At 49.9% G+C, this 13,947-nt stretch carries 14 protein-coding genes; 8 read left to right on the forward strand and 6 right to left on the reverse strand.

The window, feature by feature from the left end; all coding sequences use genetic code 11:
• Positions 1-115 precede the first annotated feature (115 nt).
• The gene (locus tag V5J35_RS17850) at positions 116-2,143 is read right to left on the reverse strand and encodes an NADPH-dependent 2,4-dienoyl-CoA reductase (RefSeq protein ID WP_354008446.1); all 2,028 of its coding nucleotides are present in this window, start codon (positions 2,141-2,143) and stop codon (positions 116-118) included.
• Between the two features lie 103 nt (positions 2,144-2,246).
• Here V5J35_RS17850 and V5J35_RS17855 point away from each other — a divergent pair, with 103 nt between their 5' ends.
• The 3 genes from V5J35_RS17855 (at position 2,247) to V5J35_RS17865 (ending at position 4,448) form a co-directional block, all read left to right on the forward strand.
• A complete protein-coding gene (locus V5J35_RS17855) occupies positions 2,247-2,414 on the forward strand; it encodes a hypothetical protein (RefSeq protein ID WP_354008447.1) in 168 nt (55 codons plus the stop codon).
• Positions 2,411-2,686 carry a 2Fe-2S iron-sulfur cluster-binding protein gene (locus V5J35_RS17860; protein WP_354008448.1) on the forward strand — a complete coding sequence of 92 codons (276 nt, stop codon included), beginning with the start codon at positions 2,411-2,413 and terminating at the stop codon, positions 2,684-2,686. Before V5J35_RS17855 ends, V5J35_RS17860 begins: the two co-directional genes overlap by 4 nt.
• A 133-nt stretch (positions 2,687-2,819) precedes the next feature.
• Complete coding sequence (locus V5J35_RS17865; RefSeq protein WP_354008449.1) at positions 2,820-4,448, forward strand: OTU domain-containing protein; 1,629 nt, start codon at positions 2,820-2,822, stop codon at positions 4,446-4,448.
• A 1-nt stretch (position 4,449) separates the two neighbouring features.
• Here V5J35_RS17865 and V5J35_RS17870 read toward each other — a convergent pair whose 3' ends face one another.
• Complete coding sequence (locus V5J35_RS17870) at positions 4,450-5,472, reverse strand: DUF481 domain-containing protein (protein ID WP_354008450.1); 1,023 nt, start codon at positions 5,470-5,472, stop codon at positions 4,450-4,452.
• Between the two features lie 99 nt (positions 5,473-5,571).
• Here V5J35_RS17870 and V5J35_RS17875 point away from each other — a divergent pair, with 99 nt between their 5' ends.
• Positions 5,572-6,060 carry a GNAT family N-acetyltransferase gene (locus tag V5J35_RS17875; protein WP_354008451.1) on the forward strand — a complete coding sequence of 163 codons (489 nt, stop codon included), beginning with the start codon at positions 5,572-5,574 and terminating at the stop codon, positions 6,058-6,060.
• Between the two features lie 66 nt (positions 6,061-6,126).
• Here the strand turns inward: V5J35_RS17875 and V5J35_RS17880 are convergent, their stop codons facing one another.
• Positions 6,127-6,339, reverse strand: coding sequence for a hypothetical protein (locus tag V5J35_RS17880; RefSeq protein WP_354008452.1), 213 nt, complete (start codon positions 6,337-6,339; stop codon positions 6,127-6,129).
• Between the two features lie 71 nt (positions 6,340-6,410).
• On the opposite strand from V5J35_RS17880, the gene V5J35_RS17885 reads away from it, so the two are divergent.
• On the forward strand, positions 6,411-6,740 hold the full coding sequence (locus tag V5J35_RS17885) for an SDR family NAD(P)-dependent oxidoreductase (RefSeq protein WP_354008453.1): 330 nt from the start codon (positions 6,411-6,413) through the stop codon (positions 6,738-6,740).
• Between the two features lie 56 nt (positions 6,741-6,796).
• On the opposite strand, the gene V5J35_RS17890 is transcribed toward V5J35_RS17885, so the two are convergent.
• Positions 6,797-7,957, reverse strand: coding sequence for a MalY/PatB family protein (locus V5J35_RS17890; RefSeq protein WP_354008454.1), 1,161 nt, complete (start codon positions 7,955-7,957; stop codon positions 6,797-6,799).
• A gap of 65 nt (positions 7,958-8,022) precedes the next feature.
• Positions 8,023-8,844 carry a transporter substrate-binding domain-containing protein gene (locus V5J35_RS17895; RefSeq protein WP_354008455.1) on the reverse strand — a complete coding sequence of 274 codons (822 nt, stop codon included), beginning with the start codon at positions 8,842-8,844 and terminating at the stop codon, positions 8,023-8,025.
• 278 nt (positions 8,845-9,122) lie between these two features.
• Here V5J35_RS17895 and V5J35_RS17900 point away from each other — a divergent pair, with 278 nt between their 5' ends.
• From V5J35_RS17900 to V5J35_RS17910, 3 genes are all read left to right on the forward strand, one after another.
• Positions 9,123-9,314 carry a hypothetical protein gene (locus tag V5J35_RS17900; RefSeq protein WP_354008456.1) on the forward strand — a complete coding sequence of 64 codons (192 nt, stop codon included), beginning with the start codon at positions 9,123-9,125 and terminating at the stop codon, positions 9,312-9,314.
• Positions 9,301-11,550, forward strand: coding sequence for a hypothetical protein (locus tag V5J35_RS17905; RefSeq protein WP_354008457.1), 2,250 nt, complete (start codon positions 9,301-9,303; stop codon positions 11,548-11,550). The genes V5J35_RS17900 and V5J35_RS17905 overlap by 14 nt, the downstream gene beginning before the upstream one ends.
• Positions 11,551-11,724: 174 nt before the next feature.
• The gene (locus V5J35_RS17910; RefSeq protein ID WP_354008458.1) at positions 11,725-12,648 is read left to right on the forward strand and encodes a DMT family transporter; all 924 of its coding nucleotides are present in this window, start codon (positions 11,725-11,727) and stop codon (positions 12,646-12,648) included.
• Here the strand turns inward: V5J35_RS17910 and V5J35_RS17915 are convergent.
• Positions 12,616-13,926 (reverse strand): purple acid phosphatase family protein, encoded by a 1,311-nt coding sequence (locus tag V5J35_RS17915; protein ID WP_354008459.1) that lies wholly within the window; start codon positions 13,924-13,926, stop codon positions 12,616-12,618. The genes V5J35_RS17910 and V5J35_RS17915 overlap by 33 nt on opposite strands.
• Positions 13,927-13,947 lie beyond the last annotated feature (21 nt).

Here is a 13,947-nt window from a genome sequence, read left to right on the forward strand (position 1 = left end):
TGGGACGATCGTAGCGATTCCCAACACGGTGAGTAGCATTTAGCCCCAATGTTGGGAATCACCTTGAAGGGCATAAACGCTACACTCGTTCCAACCTACACGTCAAAGCATTGAATTAGATAACAGCAGCCAGGTGGCATCCCTGATTGATCGCACGCTTGGCATCCAGCTCGGCAGCGACATCCGCTCCTCCAATCAGGTGAACGGGCTTGTAAGTGATCGAATCAGCCAGGGTTCTCAAAGGTTCCTGTCCGGCACAGATAATCACATGATCGACGGGCAGGATTTCAGACCGGCCTTCGACGTTGATATGCAATCCCTGATCATCAATTTTTTCGTATTCGCAGGAGTGCAGCATTTTTACGCCGCGTCTGGCCAGTGTTGAGCGATGAATCCAGCCGGTGGTTTTACCCAGGTTGCTACCCGGCTTCTGGCTTTTACGCTGTAGCAGATAAACCTTGCGTGCCGGTGTTTCGGTTGCATGCCCGGACACCAGTCCGCCCCGGTGCCTGACCTCCAGGTCAACGCCCCACTCTTCCATAAAGGCGGCCGGATCAAGGCTGGTGGACGGACCGTTCTGGGTCAGGAACTCTGACAGGTCAAAGCCGATGCCTCCGGCACCGATAATGGCAACTGTCTTACCCACCTCAGCCCCCTGAAAAGCGTCCAGATAACTGAGTACTTTGGGATGGTCGATGCCTTCGATATCAGGCGTTCTCGGGGAGACACCGGTGGCGACAATCACTTCGTCAAAGTCACTGTTGTCCAGGTCTTCTGCGACTACTGTCGTGTTGAGTCTCAGGGTCACTCCGCTTAACTCAATCTGGCGCTGGAAGTAGCGCAGGGTTTCATTGAACTCTTCCTTACCGGGTACTGTTTTGGCAATGTTAAACTGCCCGCCAATTCGGTAAGACGCTTCAAACAAAGTGACGTTATGCCCTCTTGATGCCGCCGTTGTTGCAAATGCCAGCCCTGCGGGACCTGCACCGACTACGGCCAGTTTTTTGGGTGTTTTGACAGGCAGGTAGTTAAGTCGGGTTTCATCACAGGCTCTTGGGTTGACCAGACAACTAACAGGCTTCAGCTGAAAAACATGATCCAGACAGGCCTGGTTGCAGCCAATGCAGGTATTGATTTCGTCGGCGTGCTGTTGTTCTGCCTTGTTAACCCATTCCGGGTCCGCCAGGAAAGGGCGCGCCATAGATATAAGGTCGGCGTCGCCTTTTGCCAGAACCTCCTCGGCCGTATCGGGCATATTGATCCGGTTAGAAGTGATGACCGGTATTGACAGTTCTGAACGGATTCGGGCAGTGACCGACGTAAAGGCTGCCCGGGGAACCATGGTGGCAATGGTGGGAATACGGGCTTCGTGCCAGCCAATTCCGGTATTAATAATGGTGGCGCCTGCCTGCTCAATGGCTTTGCCCAGCTCGACAATTTCATCCCAGGTGCTGCCACCTTTTACAAGGTCAAGCATCGACAGGCGATAAATAATAATAAAGTGTTCTCCAACGGCCTGCCGTGTACGACGAACTACTTCTACTGGAAGCTTTATCCGGTTGTGGTAGTCGCCTCCCCACTCATCGTCCCTTTCATTCACTTCTCTGGCGATGAACTGATTGAGGAAATAACCTTCAGAACCCATGATTTCCACACCATCATAGCCCGCTTTCTGTGCCAGTCTGGCGCAGTTTACAAAGTCATTGATTTCTTTTTCGACTTCGTCACTGGTCAGGGCTTTGGGAACAAAAGGAGTGATCGGTGATTTTCTGGCACTGGGAGCAATAATGTCCGGATGAACCCCGTAACGGCCGGTATGAAGAATCTGCATACAGATTTTACCGCCTTCGTCGTGTACTGCTTTGGTCAGAGGTAGATGGTGGTCGACGTCTGCCTCGGTACACATGGCTGCGGCACCGGGCATCCCTCCGGCGGCCTGGTTGGGGGCAATTCCGCCTGAGACAATTAGTCCTGCACCGCCTTTAGCCCGCTCTGCGTAATAGGCACCCAGCTCTTTGAACTTGCCTTGCTCTTCAAGATAGGTGTGCATGGAGCCCATGATGACGCGGTTCTTCAGAGTGGTAAAACCCAGGTCAAGAGGCTGGAAGAGGTTTGGATACAGTGGGTGTACTTCGGCTAACATCGTCTTTCCCCAGTGGTTTTTTGTTATTTTGACCGAGTATATCGCAGCTGCTCTGCATAGTCTTTTCTAATAGCCGTTATTGGACGGCTTAGTGATAGTCCTGATGGACGATGATCCGTTTGATGTTCTGGTTAACTATGCCAACCGGGATGAGCAGTCGGTCATATTCAGGGAAGAGCTGGCTGTTATTGAGGCCGACTATAAAGACCGGTTGCAGGTGGTTTATCTGTATGACAATGTCGATGGCTATCTGTCAGTACCTCTACTGTGACAGCTTTTGACGTTTGTCTGGATGGTGAGACTCAGGAGGTGCCTTATGAAACCGGGGATACCCTGCTTCAGTCCATGCTTAAAGCGGGCATTGACGCACCGTTTTCCTGTGAAGAAAGTATGTGTGCAGCCTGCATCTGTTCAGTAGAAGGGGGCGAGACGGTACTGGGCAATAATGAAGTATTAACGGAAGAGGAGTTGGATGAAGGCTTGACGCTTGCCTGTCAGTGCCGACCCATGTCAGGGCCTTTAAAGGTTGTTTTCGAAGATTGATTCATCTTTTCGGGCTGGCTTCTGTCAGCCCTTAATGTCGATAGTCTATATATAACTGTCCGGGTAGTCAGAATATGGTGTTCATTTGGTCAGGTTTATCCCTGCTTGCCTCAGAAAAACCTGTCAGACAGGTTTGTTTGTTGTAGCCATTCAGGTCACCCAGTGGGCGGCAGGTATGGACTTCCATATTGGTCTGGTGAAAGTTCAGCACGATGGTTTCTGTTTTTATCATGCCATGGCAAAGGCGATGGGTGAGGAAACTGACGGACGACCACTGTTTCAGAGTCTGTCTGCCTTCCTGAATGATGCCAGTGCCTCCAGTCATCCTCTGCTGGAAGCCCATCTAAGTGATGCGGTGGTTGGTAGCAGCCTTGACACTCTGGCAGATCAGCTGGCCTCTACTCCTCCGTCACTGGCCAACCGTGACAGCTGGGCAGGTATGCCCGAGCTTGTGGCAATGGTACACATGTTGGGTCAGCCGGTTCTGGTATGGCATGTGAATCAGGATTTACGGGTGGATGAACACAGTTTGCTGGTAACGCCCGACAGCATTTTGCCAGTGTTCTCCATTGCTGAAGGTGCAGACGTCGCCATCCCGGCCATACAGCTTGTACATGCGGGCAGTGAGTGGTGGTTACTGGAAACAGATGACTTTTTGCAGTCCTGGAGTCCTGACTGGGAGGCATACAGAAACCAGGTTTCAGGGGTGCTGCACGAACAGCTGACTGCAGAAGAAACCGAACCTGTTCTGGACGAAACGGATGGCGATGAATCGTTTCATGGGTGGGTCTATTTGCCCGGTATGGAGGTGCCGGACAACCTTTTGATTCTTAAACACAGCAGCCTGGAAGCTTTACAGGAAATAGTTTTTGCTGCCAGCTTACCATCATTGATGAAAGCGTATCTCCATATGAAGCTGGAGCTGATTCATGCCGTCAGTGAGTCAGATGATATCTCTGATCCGGCATTTCAGTGGGCCAGTGATCGTTTTGGCCATACAGCCCGCATGATTGACAGTGTCAGCCGTACACTGGTTTCACCGATAGCCATCAGGTTTATTGGGGAATCCATGAATGACTATCTGGAGGTTACAAACGTGAGGCTAAAAGATTTTATGGCATCGCTGTTACCGACACGAGGCTCAGTCTGGGATACGCTTTCACTGCTCCAGCGGTTGATCAACAGGCTTGTTCAGCGTTCAGGAGGATTAACATTTTCCGGGATTTGTTCATCGTATCTGGCTTCCAGCCAGATGTCCGATACTACCAGATGTCCTAACTACTTCGACTTCTCTGACACGTCATTTGCCCGTCTGCCATCCGGGCAACAGCATCCCGACCGTATTTCAGTGACGCATGAGAACGTTGTTATTCCCTTTGAAGTAGCTAATCCTCTGCACCATATTCTGTTTAGTCTCTATGTCAGTGCAAGAGCTTTTCAGTTGGTGAATCACTGTATGACCTTATCCCTTCTGCAGTCATCTGACCAGGAGCTGGCAGAGTTTTTTGGTATACCACAGGCGTTTTTAGCCAGGGCAGTTATCGAGTCCCAGATTAAAGAGTATAGAGTTGCACTTCAGCGCATTCATGCAGTGATTCATGCTTTAGGCCACCGTTATTACCCTCAATACTGGCAATCCGGTCATTATCAGGCGATCATCATTTGCGAAGGCAAAACGATCACGTTCAGTAGCGATGATTTTCAGCCCCGGGAAGGGTGGATTCATCTGCAACTACCCACCCCGGAGGAGGACGAAGATTGATTTACCAGCTGGCACCCAGACCAAACATTAAAGTGCTGTCGTCTTTTTTCTTGCCAGGTTGTGGGTCGTTATCATAGTCATAATCCAGTTTCACAATGAGATGCAGCAGATCAATGAGTTGAACCCTGAAGCCTGTGGACGTCTGGAACAGCCAGCTCTTTTCTTTAAAACGATAATAGATATCCTGGTTATGGAAGAGGGTCACCCAATCCCAAAGCAGTTGATCGTAGTTAAGTTTCCAGTGGCCTGCTCCGCTGTTTTTCTTTTTTTTAGGGTCTGAGAATTTTTCCCAGATATAGCTTGGTCCCAGTTCCATTCTCAGGTTGAGATCGGGTTCATCGTAAAATTGATGACCCAGACCAACGCCAACCGACGTACGGTAATCCAGTGATTTTATGGTGTCTTTTTCCCAGCCGAGGTTGCCACTCAGATACCAGACGGGATTAAGAAAACGGTTGTAACCGTATTGCAGCAACCAGCGGTCTTTCAGCTTTTTTTTATCGTCTTCCTCGTAATCAAATTTCCAGTCCAGGGTGTTGCGGTTCATGTAGTCCCGGGCAGCGAACTGACCATCAGCATTAAAGGCATCTTTTTTGGTATTGCCCCGTTGATAGCTCAGATAAGCATTGGCATTACCGGACCAGCGCCATTTATCGCTGTCAGGGGCTATGTGACTGACGCTGGCAAGTTGTGATGGATCGGCCGGGCGCATCTGCGACTGGTCAGGGCTGACCAGCTGAAGCTGTTGATTCATGGTTTCCAGTTTCCAGGGACTGAACGAACTTTCCCCTTTGAACCGGATCCAGACAGGTTTTTCAGAATCCATGGAAGCAATATCTTTCAGTGGTATAAGCAGTTTGCCATAGCCGCTGTCTACCTCCAGTTTATCGTCTTTAATGCTGAGAACCTTTCCAGTAATCACGCTGCCATTGTGCAACTCAACTTTGTCGGCTTTAAGATAAGCGGCGGATGTCAGACAACATGCAAACCCGACAGCCTTAACCAGATGACCAGACCTGTGCATTATCGACCTCCCATCGATAACTCAATTAACAGGTAAAGATTAGGTTAAATGGCTATCATACGTTGATTTTATATTTTCACTGACTGTTACGGAGCTTAAATGAACGACGAGTATTATTTATCCATTCAGGCTGTAACGCCGGAACAGTTGCTTATGGAACAGTTATCAATAACGCTATTGCTTGAAGCTGATCCATCAGAAGACAATGTCCGTGCGTATCTGAAAAACAGCCGCTGTTATCGTGCAGAAATACGACAGAAGACAGTCGGTGTCTGTGTTCTAACGAAAAAATCAGACGACTGCTTTGAATTGATGAATATTGCGGTGGCGCCAGGCATGCAGGCACAGGGGATTGGTACCCGACTATTGAATTTTGTGATCAGCGAGGTCGAAGCCAGTGGCGCACATCGTATTGAGCTGGGAACTGGCACATTTGGTCATCAGCTGGGCTTCTATCAAAAAGCAGGTTTTCGTGCCGAAAGGGTAGAACGTGATTTTTTTCTTAAGAACTACGACCAGCCCGTTTTTGAAAATGGTATTCAGCACAAGGATATGCTGAGGCTGGCAATAGAGTTTCAGTCTGGGTAACACCGGGCTGTTGATAAATCAGCCTGGTGACGTTTGTGTGGTGACGCCTTTGAGGTGAAGAGCGTGTCAGGCAGGCTCTTCTTCAGGTATTTTTTCCTGGGAGGGCGGGGCTGCCAGACGATGCTCAGGAATCGGATTAAAGGTCTTCAGGGCGTGGGATTTACGCTCTTTCCACTGTTCCGGCACATCGGCAATATCGACGTAGAACTGATTGTACCAGTGCCGTAGACGAGTAACCGGCCCGTCACCATCACAGAGGATCGGATTATCTACCCGCACCTTATTATGTCAGATGGTGACATCTTCAAGGAAAGCCTGCTGCGGAAGGCTGTCATCTGGCCCTGGTGGATGTGAACCCTGACGGGCTGGCTGAAACCGTCAATCAGCTGGAACCCGCCGGAGTCACCATCAGCCAGCATGTGGTGGACGTCACTAACCGTGAGCGCATGATGTCCCTTCCTGAAGACGTTCTGAAAACCCACGACAGTGTCAATCTGTTGTTTAATAACGCTGGTATCAACTTCCAGAGAAGTTTTGAAGAGATGTCGCTGGAAGACTGGGAGCTGTCGCTGGGCATTAATCTATGGGGGGTTATTTATGGTAGTAAAGCGTTTCTGCCTTCTTCCATTCTCAGGCCCTTTGCCAGCTTTTATGCCAAAGGCTTGAAAGATCAGGCCTGATGTTTAAGCGTTGATAATTGTTGCAGCCGTTTTTTATCACTGCTGCAACATTCCTTTTACAGACTTTCAACCGCCTGACGTATACGACGAATACCTTCTTTTAATAGCTCACGGTTGCAGCCAAAGTTAAACCGCAGAAAGTTTTTGTCGCCAAACTGCTCTCCCGGAGACAGGCCAACACCTGCCTGTTCAAAGAAGCCATGAGGGTCATCCAGCTTCAGTGCGCTGACATCAATCCAGGCCAGATAGGTCGCTTCTAGTGGTGTCATGCTCAGGCCGTCAATGGCATTGATTTCCTTAAGCAGCAGATCGTGATTGCCCCGCAGGTATTCCAGCAGGCACTGGCGCCAGGCTTCTCCATGCTGGAAAGCCGCTTTGGCAGCGGTGAAGCCGATCAGCATATTGTCCGGATCGGGTACAATACCTTTGCGGGTACGCTGGAACTGCATCCGTAGTTTGCCGTTGGGAATAACGGCAAAGGCGCAGCCAAAGCCTGCCACGTTGAAGGTTTTGGAGGGCGACATCAGGGTAATGGAATGCTCCCGGGCGTAGTCACTGACAGAGGCATAGGGAATATGCTCACAGTTCGGGTCGAGGATCAGGTCGCAATGCACTTCATCGGAACAGACAATCAGCTTGTGCTGCTGACAGATAGCGTCAATGGCTTCCAGTTCTTCCCGGGTCAACACCCGTCCATTAGGGTTTTGTGGATTGCACAGCATTAACAGTCTTGTGTCGTCTGTCAGGTCCTGTTGAAACTGTTCAAGATCCAGTTGCCATCTGTCGTCGACCAGCTTCCAGCGCAGGCCAATCATTTCCCGTGCTGACAGCTTGGGTGCCATCAGAAAGGGATAGTAAACCGGATAGGGTACTGCCACGGTTTCGCCTTCAGCGGCGTAGCAGCGGGTGGCAATGTTCAGGGCGGTGACCAGACCGGGTGTCCAGACCAGCCACTCTTTTTCAATATCCATGTGGTACAGGCTGCGGAAGCGGTCAACCACCAGTTCTTCCAGCTCATCACCGGCGTTGGTATAACCAAAGACACCGTGCTCAATGCGGTCGTGCAGTGCTTCGATAATCTCAGGAGCTGAACGAAAATCCATATCGGCTACCCAGAAGGGCAGGATATCCCGGTTTTTATATTTGTCCCATTTCAGGCTGGATGTGTTGGTTCGATCAATCTGTGGATCAAAGAGAGGATTAAATTCTCCGGGCACCTTGTTGTCTTCCTGCGTTCTGATTGTGATTCTGTTGCAGGAATACTAATCGCATTAGCAACACTCTAAAACCAGTTTTTCTTTATTTTCTCGATATCTGTCAGTTTCAGCCAGCGATTGACTTCTTTAAGCAGGGTGTGGCTACTTTTCGGCATCATGTAAACCTTGTGGGAAATCGTCCAGGTAAACATGTCGGGGTTGATAATGGTCAGGGCCGGAATCTGTTTGAGCTGATGGTTCGCTTCAATAAGGTCGGTCACCATAACATCCGCCTGTCGGTTCCGCAGCATCAGGAACGGCTCACGGTTATCTACCGCCATGGTAAAGCGCATGGATGGCAGGTACTGCATGGCGAAACGCTGATTGGTGCCGCCCGGATTGATGACGAGATGCAGGTCAGAAGTGTTCAGCTTATCCAGCAGCGTCTGGTTGTTCAGCCCTTTGAAAGGGGTGGCAAGGTTGTTTTGAATAAGTACCACTTTACCGCTGGGAATAACGTTATCAGACAGCAGGAACTGTTTGTCACGATCTTCTGTGCGGGTGATTCCGCCCATAGCTATATCAAACCGGTCAAGGTTCAGATCGCTGTGCAGGTCAGGCCAGTGGGTTCGGATAAATTCGACCCGGATGGTTTTACCGCTGACCAGCGACAGATAGGAACTCAGTGACTCTGCCATATCAATGGCAAAGCCCTGATACTGACCCTGTCTGTCGCGCAGGGTCAGAGGTGGATAGTCACCGGTTGTTCCTACCAGCAGGGTGCCGGAGCGAACGATTTCAGACCAGTCTCTGGCAGAGGCGGGAAGGCTGAGAAATACTCCCAGCCAGATAATAGAGAGGTGCAGGATTTTCATGCTGTGTTCGTTCATTGTTTTCAGGGCGTTCATTTATTACCTGGTTATCCGGTGCAGTTGTCAGTTAAGTCCCGGTTTGACGATCAGGCATTGCCCGACGTAAGACTTACCAATGGATTAAGGCTTGTTTAATTTAGTGCTATTTTCGAATCACAGTATGGATTTATCATGAATATCCATGTTTAAAATGTGGTTAATGGATTTTAAAGTGTAGCTTTAAATGACTTTCCAGAAGCCTGTCCTCTGCTGTAATGACATCAAAGTTAATGGGAGTAGGCAGCGTGTAGCAATAACAACCATTGCAGGAAGCAATGATTTTGCAGGAAGCAAAGATGAAAGGATTTCATATCAAGGGGGCGTTTCTTGCCATCACCCTTGTCACCTTAATGGGCTGCGATCTTTTTAAGTCGAGTAGCTCATCCAGTAGTAGCAAACAGACCACCAGCACTTCCGATTTGCAATTGCCTGAACAACTGGAGGTGGTGACAAATGAAAATAACTAATCTTTTGCTACCGCTGTTTAGTTTGGTGCCTGCGGCAAGTTTTGCAGCATTTGATGATGCAGGGACAGATTACAGTAACGCTGAACAGCGCACCCATGTCTGGAATGAGGCTTTGGAGCCTATTGAACTGGTTAACAGTATTTTATGTTTTACCAAACAGTTTAATGGTGAACAGTTTGCTAACCAGGGGGCATATATTGCACTGGCTGATGAGTCCGCCTGCTTTGAGCAAGAGCAAACCGGCTCCGGAGGACAGTCTTCAGGCGCTTCCAAACAGACAAAATTGATGAAAGCAGTAGCAAAAGTAGATCGTAGTGACGATACATCGCCCCTGGAAGTCGGTGTCTGGTTGCCGGAAATGGGCAAGGGTGAGGATGGCGAGCAGGCCATTAAATTCAAAGCCACCATACGGGAAGGTGTGTCTGAAGCAAATCCGTTTGGAGATTTCACTTTTAATTTCGACTTTTACGACAACTTCACTGAAAACAACGGAACTGGCGGCGGAGAGGTAAAAACGATTTCCGGCCTGGATAATAAAATTGGTTTTACTTTGTATGAACAGAGTACCCGTCAGGGGCAGGGTGGTTCTGAATCCTATAAACAGTGCGCAAGTGTGGTCATGGATGCTGACAGAACGTCAGGTATAGCCCTCACTGGAACGGAATATTCCAATAACTCTGACAGCGGCGGACGCAAATTTGCCCTGGCGTTTGATGAAACCCGGGTTCTGGTTCAGAAAAACAGCGGGGATTTTGAGGATTTACCCTACAAATCAGGGGACTTTGAGACCAATACTAAATGCCTGAGCCGGACAGACTTTGAATATTTTGCACACCGCTATGACCTGTATGACACCACAACCGGGGCAAAGGTAGAAATAAACAGCGGTTTCCCAATTCGTTTTGACGGTTCGGGAGATGGAAATTACAACGGTTACGGGTTTGTTGGCTACTGGGGACTCTGGACTGAGGGCGGTCAGGCGCTGGACAATGGAAACACTGTCTTCAGAGACACTGGCGGGCAACAGGAAGAGTACACGATTGTCAGTGCTCCCGGGCGGTTGGTTAAACATACTGCCAGAAGCCTCCCCCTCGGTGAACTGACTGGTATTCGTTTTCACTATTGGGATGATGCCGTTTATCTGGATGACTCTTTTGACCAGTGGCTGGTGAGCTATCAGAATGGTGGCTTTTACAAGGTTGGTAAGTTGAAGTGGCAGCAGGACGGGCCGCCTCAAACCACTGACCTGGACTCACCGGTTGCGATCAGTCTCGACCTTACTGATAGCGACCACCACAACGATAGTCTCCACATGTTCTCTGAGCAGCTAGGTGGGGCCGTGAAATATCTGGCAGGTGAAAGCTCGGTCACTTACTACGAGGAAACCTTTATTGATGGTTCGCAGGTTGGAGATGCCTTATTACCCAACGATGGTTCTATCACGCTGACCTGTTGGGATAACTGCCCAACAGGTACCATTGAGTCCGGTCAAATTACCAGCTGGTCTGGCAGTGGGAGTCCGTATGAGCAGTATGCCCCTGCTACATCCTATTCATACACCTTCTCTGTCACTGGCAATAACGCTTTAACCCTGGTCAGGGTGTCAAATAATGAGCCCGTTGAGTTTGGCAGTTCAGTCAATGAACAGAATCTGCAATCCACCCCTCATAGCTGGGGAGTAAGAACAGGCCCCATGGTATTGTCCACTCAGACCCTCTCAAATCCATGGGATGTTTATGACCCTTCCATTGTGACTGAATACTATGTGTGGGAAACCGGTCTTAATAACTGGAACCGCCTGACAACAGTCAGAAATGATCAGGGAAATATAGTCAGCTTCCAGAAACCCATTCAGTTCAGCTATAAACATTCTGATCAAAATGACAGAAGTGGAAATGCCGGTAGCTTTGCCAGTCAGACCATAATGCTTAACTATGGTGGCAATGGCGACCTGTGGGGTATTCCAGATGTAGGTCACTCCAGTGATCAGGATTACCATTATCGCCCGGCCTTCTCTATTAAAGACGGAGTCGTGATGGGGCCTGGTAATCAATACGTTATCAAAGCCCGGGAAATCGAAGAGTTAATGACGGAACTGCCTCAAGATCAGTGTACAGGCATGGTGCTGGCAGATCCGGCCGTCCCCGTTCCTTCTTCGACAACGGGCAGTGCGGATATAGGTGAAATGCCTGTAGTAACGGGTGAGCCGTCGGTGATCGCAGGGGTTAATCAGTAAAGTTCTACGGTATTGGATGTGGGGGTAATGCCCCCACTGCCTTGAAGTCCAAAAATCCAGCTGTTCAGACGATAAGTGGTTGTTTGACGGGACTGGAACTCCTGAGATGACTGGCAAAGCAGCCGTTTGTGGACAATTCTGAAAGAGAGAACCTCCGGAGTTGCAGTAATACTGATGTCAAAAGGTTTATTTCTTTCTGTTTTCGCCAGCGGCCTGCTTGGCTTTCTATGCATTCTGCCACTCTGGCTGGTTGATTTTTCTGCCGTTGAAATTGTCTTTGGCCGTTTTCTGGTGTTTGGCCTGCTGATCCTGCTGGTTCTGCCATTCCGGCGCGATGCCCTGAAACGATACGATACCGCCCCCCCCCGCTCCCGCTGGCAAAATGGTTTAATTCTGGCGTTAACAGGACATATTGGTTATTACCTGTTTCTGATTTTGTCGATCCGGTCACTGGGTGGCATGGCCGCCTTTCTGCTGGTAGGAACCCTGCCCATCTTATTCAGCCTGTCTCACCACAGTAAAGGCACACACCACCCGGTCAGCCAGAAACTGGCACTGTTCATGCTGTTCTGCTCACTGGTACTGCTGATGTTTGACAAAGCCGCCCTGGTGGAAGACAGCTCGGATAAAGACCAGTTCGCCACCGGGGTTATCTGGCTGCTGTTGGCTGGAAGCTGCTGGATGTGTGCAGCAAGCCGTCAGGCATGGATTGTCAGGGCGTGTTCAGGAATTGACCGTTCCAACCATTTGATGATGTCCGGGCTGTGTACCAGCCTTGCCCTTACTGTGCTGCTGCCACTGGCTCTGGTTGGGGAAGGCGAGTGGCGGCTGTTTACCCGGCAGGATGGCAGAAGCTGGTACATTTTCTGGTTTGGGATGATACTGGCCGGTGTCTTCTGTACTCTGCTGGCACGGGTTATCTGGAATAACCGACTGGCATACGCCAGCGATTCGGTTCGGGCCGGGGCAATGGTGTCAGAGCCCCTGATGATTGGTGTGCTGTTCTTTCTGCTGGAAACCCGCTGGCCTGATACGGTTGAATGGAGCATCATTGCCCTGTCAGGATTAGCGCTGTGGCTGTTTTATCGCAGGGTCTGAGATAACAACCTCTGCTCCCTGTTTTCTCAGCTCAAAGGCATCGTACCGGTCACCTGAAACGGTTTTTGATTCATACCTCAACGTGTCACCCTCAATAGAGATAACCTGAAACAGAGGCGTGTTTTCAGCTGTGACCGTTGCCCATTCCGCTTCCACCTCCTGAGTTTTGCTGCCACTGTTGGCAGTGATATAAACAGGGCCGTTCAAACGGTTGCTGTCGTCGGTTATCTGCCCCCGGGCATAAGTGTGGTCATCACCCTGCAAAACCAGATCAACACTGTATTGTTTATAAAGCGGTGCGTAAAGCAGTTTGAGTTCGAGAGAGTCCTTTTCCCCTTTAATTGATGTCTCCACGGGTACGTGCTGAAAGACAATGGTCCACGGATTTGGGTTGTTTTTCAGCAGCCCTTTCAGCCAGCTCCGCTGTGTCAGTGTATCTTTCAGGGTTAACCCCCTGAACACATTGGTATTCACAGAAATAAAGCGCACGCCCTGGTAGTCAAAGTAATAGCTGCTGTTATCCTGTGTTTTGCTGCCTTCGGGACCGTTAGCCGGGAAACGAAAATGTGCTGCCCATTCGCGTTCCTGTGTTTCACCGTCGTACTCATGGTTGCCGGGCGTAACGGCGATGGGAGACCGGGCAAAAGCCGTCCGGTCCGCCGCAAAAAAAGCCTGCCATTCCCGGTCATCCTGTGAATGGTCAATCAGGTCGCCCACGAACAGATTAAAACGGGACTCCGGCGCAGAGGTCTGTGCCTGCCTGAGCATCTCAGGCCATAAGTCCTGTAGCCCTTCCTGAACGTCACCGAAAAAAGTAAAGGTAAAAGGTTCGGGTTGTGTAGTGGCGGTGGTGAAAGAGAACCATTCAGACCACTGCTGACCATCCCCAACCCGGTAGCGGTACTGAGAGTCCGGTGTTAACCCTGTCATCTGGGCGTGATGATGAACTGACTGATAGCTGGCGTGGTTCATTAAATGACTGACTGCCAGCTTCTCTTGTGGCTGGTCGGACTGACTGTCAGCAGGCAACACCTGAATCTTTGAAGTGTTCACTTCGGTACTGCTACGCCAGTGAACCATGACACTGCGGTCAGGTTGTTCTGTCATGGTGAGAAAAACACGGTCCGGTATGGCGGAGGGCTTAGTGTCCGGGCTGGCAGAGGGTAGAAATTCAGGGAGGGGTGCAGGTACCGGTATGCCACTGAGGTTTGTCATCAGGGCAATAGAAAGGGTTAGCAGCAGAACGGTGCCGATAAGCAGGTTATTTATTATTTTCATAGTTTTATTTAAATGTGCTTA

Origin of the sequence: Endozoicomonas sp. NE40 (genome assembly GCF_040549045.1) — a bacterium.
GTDB classification, from domain to species: Bacteria; Pseudomonadota; Gammaproteobacteria; order Pseudomonadales; family Endozoicomonadaceae; genus Endozoicomonas_A; species Endozoicomonas_A lisbonensis.

Excerpts from the sequence above, each read along its gene's own strand:
- V5J35_RS17850 (WP_354008446.1), bottom strand. The coding sequence starts at position 2,143 with ATGTTAGCCGAAGTACACCCACTGTATCCAAACCTCTTCCAGCCTCTT.
- V5J35_RS17855 (WP_354008447.1), top strand. The coding sequence starts at position 2,247 with ATGGACGATGATCCGTTTGATGTTCTGGTTAACTATGCCAACCGGGAT.
- V5J35_RS17870 (WP_354008450.1), bottom strand. The coding sequence starts at position 5,472 with ATGCACAGGTCTGGTCATCTGGTTAAGGCTGTCGGGTTTGCATGTTGT.
- V5J35_RS17875 (WP_354008451.1), top strand. The coding sequence starts at position 5,572 with ATGAACGACGAGTATTATTTATCCATTCAGGCTGTAACGCCGGAACAG.
- V5J35_RS17895 (WP_354008455.1), bottom strand. The coding sequence starts at position 8,844 with ATGAACGCCCTGAAAACAATGAACGAACACAGCATGAAAATCCTGCAC.
- V5J35_RS17900 (WP_354008456.1), top strand. The coding sequence starts at position 9,123 with ATGATTTTGCAGGAAGCAAAGATGAAAGGATTTCATATCAAGGGGGCG.
- V5J35_RS17905 (WP_354008457.1), top strand. The coding sequence starts at position 9,301 with ATGAAAATAACTAATCTTTTGCTACCGCTGTTTAGTTTGGTGCCTGCG.
- V5J35_RS17910 (WP_354008458.1), top strand. The coding sequence starts at position 11,725 with ATGTCAAAAGGTTTATTTCTTTCTGTTTTCGCCAGCGGCCTGCTTGGC.
- V5J35_RS17915 (WP_354008459.1), bottom strand. The coding sequence starts at position 13,926 with ATGAAAATAATAAATAACCTGCTTATCGGCACCGTTCTGCTGCTAACC.